This window comes from Rhizomicrobium sp. (assembly GCF_056722145.1).
In genome coordinates, this window is the sequence record NZ_JBWZET010000385.1 from 1 (window position 1) to 5,264 (window position 5,264).

Consider the following 5,264-nt stretch of genomic DNA (forward strand, 5'->3'; position numbering starts at 1 on the left):
AAGGATGACAGCGCGGGCGCGCAACGGGAGAAGGCCATGGACTTGATGCCGTCAGAGAACACGCCCGCCGTCGTCGATACCGTTCCGATGCGCCTGACCCCGATGCAGGTGAAAATTCTCAAGGGCGTTCATTCCGGGCTGCTCAACAAGCAGATCGCCTTTCGCCTCGGCATCGCCGAAGCGACCGTAAAGGCGCACATGACACAGCTGATGCGCAAGCTCAACGTCCGCAATCGCACCCAGGTCGCCCTTCTCGCTCAAGCCATGGACCTCGACGACGTCCGCCACTGAATCCTATTTTGGGACGTCGCAGCAGCGTTTGAAATCGCCGCCGCCGATCTTGAGCGCCGCGCCTTCGGCCAGCGCCTTCGCCACCGCCGCCCGTGCCGCGGCCAGAACTCGTGTAAAGGTCGGCCGCGATACGCCCATCTGCTTCGCCGCCGTTTCCTGATCGAGCCGCTCGTAATCGACGAGCCTTACCGCCTCCCACTCCTCGTCCTTCAACGCCACAATCTTAAGATCGCAGAGCGGAATGCCGCGCGGCTTGAAAAAGCGGGCGGAAGGACTGGAGCGGACGATGCGGCTTTTGCGGGGTCTCATGGCGGGCCGACTTTTGCCCGGGAGTATCGGCTGGCGCAACGCTGCCTGCGACCCTGGACACAATTGAACGCACGTTCATAATCACGCTATACGTCGTATCCGTCAACGGGGCGCCTGCCCCCGACCAGCGGAGGGAATTTCATGACCAGCTTGAAAACGGTGTTCGTCGCGGCCGCTTTGGCGCTCGCGAGCGTTGTTTCGGCCCAGTCGGCGCCGTCGCCGCAGGTCCCGCTGATCGAGCCGGCCCAGGTCAAGAATCTGATCGGGCTCCGCGGCAAAATCACCATCGTCGACGTGCGCCGCCCCGAGGAATTCGCGGCCGGTCATATTGACGGCGCCATCCTGATGCCGCTCGACACTCTTCCCAATACGTTTTCATCGCTGCCCAAGACGGGAAAGCTGATCGTCTATTGCCGTTCGGGACACAGGAGTGCGCAAGCGGTGCAGTTCCTCGTCGCTCACGGCTATACGAACGCCGTCAGCATGAACGGCGGCTTTATGGCGTGGTCACAGAAGTAAGGAGAAGCCCGGTGAAATTTGCCGTTGCCAGTGAGGATTTCCAGTCGATTTCCGGCCATGCCGGGCACGCCGCCCGTTTTCTTGTGTTCGAAGCCGAAACCGGCAAAAACCCCGTGGAAGTTGCGCGCATCGATCTCAACGAAGACCAGACCATCCACAATTTCCAGGGCGGTGCTCACCCGCTAGACAATGTGGAAGTGCTGATCGCCGGCAGCGCCGGCGGCTGTTTTGTCGAACGCATGCTGGCGCGCGGCATTACTACGGTGGTGGCGCGCGACATCCCGCCTGCGACCGCCGTGGCGGCCTATATGACGGGCGTGCTGAAACCGCTGACCGAAGCCGGCGCCTGCGAATGCAGCGGCGATCATCACCACTGACTTAGGCGCGCGCCGCTTGCGGCCGTTCGGGATCACGCAGCCAGACATAGATCGCCGGGATCACCAGCACCGTTAGCAGCGTCGACGACATCAGGCCGAACAGCAGCGAAATCGCCAGGCCCTGAAAGATCGGGTCGGAGAGGATCGTCGCCGCGCCGATCATGGCGGCGAGCGCCGTTAGCAGAATCGGGCGGAACCGGGTCGCACCGGCATCGAGCAGCACCTCTTTGAGCGGCCCCTGGCCGTGGCGGATGAAATCGACCAGCAATATCGAATTGCGCACGATGATGCCGGCAAGCGCGATGAACCCGATCATCGATGTGGCGGTGAATGGCGCGCCGAACAGCCAATGGCCGATGACGATGCCGATCAGGGTCAGCGGCACCGGCGTCAGGATCACCAGTGGCAGCTTGAACGAGCCGAATTGCGCCACGACCAGGATGTAGATGCCGAGCAGCGCCACGCCGAACGCCGCGCCCATGTCGCGGAACGTGACATAAGTCACTTCCCATTCGCCGTCCCAGAGCAGCGACGGCTTGGTCTCGTCCGCCGGCTGGCCGTGCAGCAGGATTTGCGGCTGTGGCAGGCCCTTCCAGTTGTGCGTTTTGATGCGATCGCCGACCGCACCCATGCCGTAGATCGGGGCCTCATACGCCCCTGCCAGCTCGGCGGTGACCATGTCGGCATAGTGCATGTCGCGGCGGAAGATCATCGGCGATCCGGCCTCGCGCTCGATGTGGACCACGTCGCCGAGTTCCACCACGGCCTTGTTGCCGGGAATGGCATTGGCCGGGATCGGCGTCGATTCCAGCTTGCGCGTCCATTCGAGATCGTTCTTCGGCAGCCGCACCACGATCTTCAGCGGATCGCGATCCTCGCCGCGATGCGAATAGCCGACCGCAACACCGCCGAGAATCGAGCGCAGCGTGTCGTAGACGTCAGCCTGCTCGACACCGAAGTATTCAAGCTTGTCCTGATCGATGGTGATGCGAAGGCGCGGGCGCGGGCTACCGTAACTATCATCGACATCGACGATGTAGGGCACCGACTTGAAGATCTTTTTGACCTCCTCCGCTTCGGCGCGGCGGGTGGCCGAATCCGGGCCGTAAATCTCGGCCAGCAGCGTCGCCAGCACCGGCGGGCCGGGCGGCACTTCCACCACCTTGATCACGGCACCTTCGGGAAGCTTGATGGCGGCAAGCTGGCGACGCAGGTCGAGCGCGATGGCGTGGCTGGCGCGGGAGCGATCCGATTTGTCGGAGAGGTTGACCTGCAGCTCGCCCATCTCGGGCTTTTCGCGCAAATAGGAATGGCGCACGAGGCCATTGAAGTTGAACGGCGCCGGCGTGCCGGCATAAGCCTGGATGGACGTCACTTCCGGCAGGCCTTGGGTGATCGCCGCCGCCTCGAACAACACCCGCGCGGTGTCTTCCACCGAAGCGCCTTCCGGCAGATCGACCATCACCGACAGTTCCGACTTGTTGTCGAACGGCAGGAGTTTCACGGTGACGTTCTTGGTCACAAACAGCACGCACACCAGGCCGGTGGCGAGCGCGACGTAGAGGAGAAACTTCTTGGAATTCTCGCGGCTGGAGATGATCGGCCAGGCGATGCGGCGATAGACCCGCGCGATGGCGCCCTCGCTGTGCGGCGCATCCTTCAGCGGGCCCGTGCCCTTGCCGGCGAGTTTCAGCAACGCCCACGGCGCCACCACCATGGCGACGAAAAACGAGAACAGCATCGCGGCCGAGGCGTTGGCGGGGATCGGCGCCATGTAAGGGCCCATCATGCCCGACACGAACATCATCGGTAAGAGCGCGGCGATCACGGTGAGGGTTGCGACGATGGTGGGATTGCCGACCTCGGCAACAGCTTCGATCGCGGCCTGCAAGCGGGTGCGGCCGTCGTTCATGTCCCAATGCCGCGCGATATTCTCGATCACCACGATGGCGTCGTCGACCAGGATGCCGATGGAAAAGATCAGCGCGAACAGCGACACGCGGTTGATGGTGTAGCCCATCAGATTGGCGGCGAAGAGCGTGAGGAGAATGGTCGTGGGGATGACGACCAGCGTTACCGCCGCCTCGCGCCAGCCGACCACGAAGCCGATCAGCAGCACAATCGAAACCGTCGCCAGGGCTAGATGGAACAGCAGTTCGTTGGCCTTGTCGTTGGCGGTCTTGCCGTAATCGCGGGTGACGTCCGCGTTGATGCCGGCGGGAATGACGCTGCCGCGCAGGGCGTTGGTGCGCTGGATCAGTTGCTCGGCCACCACCACGGCATTGGCGCCGGTACGCTTGGCAAACGCAATCGATACCGCCGGAACCGTGGTCCAGTCCTTGCCGGCGCGATTGATCGACCAGACGCGATGCTCCGCCGGGCTGGGGCCAACCACGACGGTGGCAAGATCGCGAACATAGACCGGCCGCCCGTCGCGCGTCGTCACCAACAGGAGGCCGATGTCGGGAAGGCCGTTCAGCGTCTGGCCCGCGACCGCTTCCACGGTGCGCCCACCGTCGCGCAACTGGCCGGCGAGGAACGCCTGATTGGCGCCTTTGATCTTGGCTTCCAATTGCTGCAGCGTGACGCCGTAGAGCGCCAGCTTTTCGGGATCGGGCTGAACGCTGATCTCGTCGGCCGATCCGCCGGCAATATATGTGAGGCCGACATTATCGACCTTGGCGAGTTCGGCCTGTACCTTGCCGGCAAGCTGGTAAAGGTCTTTCTCGTTCCAATGCGGCGCGGCTGCCGGCGTCGGCGACAGGGTGAGAACTTCCACCGCAACGTCGTTGACGCCGCGCCCGACGATCAGCGGTTCGGGAATACCGAGCGGAATGCGGTCGTAATTGGCGCGCACCTTGGCCTGGACGCGGACAATCGCTTCGTCCTCATTGGTGCCGGTGAGAAAGCGCGCCGTGACCACCACGCGGTCGTCCTGGGTTTGGCTGTAGACATGCTCGACGCCGGGAATACCCTTGACGATCTCTTCCAGCGGCTTGGTGACGAGTTCGGCCGCATCGGGACCTTTCAGGCCGTCGGCGGCGACGAAAATATCGACCATCGGCACGCTGATCTGCGGTTCCTCCTCACGCGGAATGGTGATGACCGCGATGAGACCGAAGACCACCGCCGCCATCAGGAACAGCGGCGTCAACGGCGAGCCGATGGTGGCGCGCGTCAGCTTGCCGGAAAGTCCGAGGTTCATGGCGCAACCAGCCGGTCGCCGGCGTTGAGGCCGGACAGGACCTCAATGGCATCGGGCTGCCCGGGGCGATGAACGGTGCGGCCGCGTTGGATCGGAACGTCGATGATCTGTCCCGTCCACAGGCGGACGTAATCGATGCCCGACCGCGTCACCACGAAATGGACCGGCAGCACGATGGCGGCGCGGCTTCCGGCACTGACCCAGACGCGCACCCGCTCGCCGACAAAATAATCGCCCAACTCCGCAACCGTCGCATCGGCGACGACATGACCGTTGTCGATCTCGGGATAAACCAGCCGAACGCGGCCGAAGCGCTGACCGTCGAGGCCGATATCGGCGCCATCAAGGCGGATCGATTGGCCCACCTTGATGTCGCGCGCGTGGCGTTCGGGAATTTGCAGTCGCAGTACGAAATCGCCTTGGGCGACGGTCGCCACCGTATCGCCCGGCATCAGCACCGTCCCCGCCGTCACCGGCACCGTGATGACGCGACCGGACTGCGGCGCCAGCACCGCGCCCTCGCTCGATTGCTGATTGACCACCGCGCGCTGGGCCGAGAACGC

6 protein-coding genes are annotated in these 5,264 nt (G+C 63.8%); 3 read left to right on the plus strand and 3 right to left on the minus strand.

What is annotated here, in order from left to right:
* The first annotated feature begins 36 nt into the window (after positions 1 to 36).
* Entirely contained in the window at positions 37 to 291 is a 255-nt protein-coding gene (locus tag AC1P6P_RS20305; protein ID WP_481404272.1) for a helix-turn-helix domain-containing protein, read from the plus strand.
* Between the two features lie 3 nt (positions 292 to 294).
* Here the strand turns inward: AC1P6P_RS20305 and AC1P6P_RS20310 are convergent, their stop codons facing one another.
* A complete protein-coding gene (locus tag AC1P6P_RS20310) occupies positions 295 to 600 on the minus strand; it encodes a DUF134 domain-containing protein (RefSeq protein WP_481404267.1) in 306 nt (101 codons plus the stop codon).
* A gap of 141 nt (positions 601 to 741) precedes the next feature.
* Here AC1P6P_RS20310 and AC1P6P_RS20315 point away from each other — a divergent pair, with 141 nt between their 5' ends.
* Complete coding sequence (locus AC1P6P_RS20315) at positions 742 to 1,119, plus strand: rhodanese-like domain-containing protein (RefSeq protein ID WP_481404268.1); 378 nt, start codon at positions 742 to 744, stop codon at positions 1,117 to 1,119.
* A gap of 11 nt (positions 1,120 to 1,130) precedes the next feature.
* A complete protein-coding gene (locus AC1P6P_RS20320; protein WP_481404269.1) occupies positions 1,131 to 1,496 on the plus strand; it encodes a NifB/NifX family molybdenum-iron cluster-binding protein in 366 nt (121 codons plus the stop codon).
* A 1-nt stretch (position 1,497) separates the two neighbouring features.
* On the opposite strand, the gene AC1P6P_RS20325 is transcribed toward AC1P6P_RS20320, so the two are convergent.
* Both AC1P6P_RS20325 and AC1P6P_RS20330 read right to left on the minus strand, forming a co-directional pair.
* Positions 1,498 to 4,701, minus strand: coding sequence for an efflux RND transporter permease subunit (locus tag AC1P6P_RS20325; RefSeq protein ID WP_481404270.1), 3,204 nt, complete (start codon positions 4,699 to 4,701; stop codon positions 1,498 to 1,500).
* Positions 4,698 to 5,264, minus strand: a 567-nt coding sequence (locus AC1P6P_RS20330) for an efflux RND transporter periplasmic adaptor subunit (RefSeq protein ID WP_481404271.1), incomplete at its 5' end; no start/stop codon positions are given. The genes AC1P6P_RS20330 and AC1P6P_RS20325, both read right to left, overlap by 4 nt.